Annotated in this window: 1 rRNA gene; it reads right to left on the reverse strand. The window is 50.5% G+C overall.

The features are described from left to right. Window positions 1-1,084 (reverse strand): 16S ribosomal RNA (locus L3B96_RS27110); the annotation flags it as partial. Window positions 1,085-1,195 lie beyond the last annotated feature (111 nt).

The raw sequence follows: 1,195 nt of genomic DNA on the forward strand, positions 1-1,195 counted from the left end.
AAGGGTTGCGCTCGTTGCGGGACTTAACCCAACATCTCACGACACGAGCTGACGACAACCATGCACCACCTGTATCCATGTCCCCGAAGGGAACGTCTAATCTCTTAGATTTGCATAGTATGTCAAGACCTGGTAAGGTTCTTCGCGTAGCTTCGAATTAAACCACATGCTCCACCGCTTGTGCGGGCCCCCGTCAATTCCTTTGAGTTTCAGCCTTGCGGCCGTACTCCCCAGGCGGAATGCTTAATGCGTTAGCTGCAGCACTGAAGGGCGGAAACCCTCCAACACTTAGCATTCATCGTTTACGGTATGGACTACCAGGGTATCTAATCCTGTTTGCTACCCATACTTTCGAGCCTCAGCGTCAGTTACAGACCAGACAGCCGCCTTCGCCACTGGTGTTCTTCCATATATCTACGCATTTCACCGCTACACATGGAGTTCCACTGTCCTCTTCTGCACTCAAGTTTCCCAGTTTCCGATGCACTTCTTCGGTTGAGCCGAAGGCTTTCACATCAGACTTAAAAAACCGCCTGCGCTCGCTTTACGCCCAATAAATCCGGACAACGCTTGCCACCTACGTATTACCGCGGCTGCTGGCACGTAGTTAGCCGTGGCTTTCTGGTTAAATACCGTCAATACCTGAACAGTTACTCTCAGATATGTTCTTCTTTAACAACAGAGTTTTACGAGCCGAAACCCTTCTTCACTCACGCGGCGTTGCTCCATCAGACTTTCGTCCATTGTGGAAGATTCCCTACTGCTGCCTCCCGTAGGAGTTTGGGCCGTGTCTCAGTCCCAATGTGGCCGATTACCCTCTCAGGTCGGCTACGTATCATTGCCATGGTGAGCCGTTACCCCACCATCTAGCTAATACGCCGCGGGACCATCCAAAAGTGATAGCCGAAGCCATCTTTCAAGCTCGGACCATGCGGTCCAAGTTGTTATGCGGTATTAGCATCTGTTTCCAGGTGTTATCCCCCGCTTCTGGGCAGGTTTCCCACGTGTTACTCACCAGTTCGCCACTCACTCAAATGTAAATCATGATGCAAGCACCGGTCAAACACAAAGTGTGTTTGATTCTTGGTACGGATGTCCGAGGTCTATTCCTGCTTCCTTTTCACGGTCTCCAGGCATGAACTGAATGCTTCATACAAAGCACCATTCTAACCTTAATCAGGTTCTCAACGTTACG

The sequence above is a fragment of the Clostridium sp. YIM B02569 genome (genome assembly GCF_022320765.1).
In the GTDB taxonomy this organism is placed as follows: domain Bacteria; phylum Bacillota; class Clostridia; order Clostridiales; family Clostridiaceae; genus Clostridium; species Clostridium beijerinckii.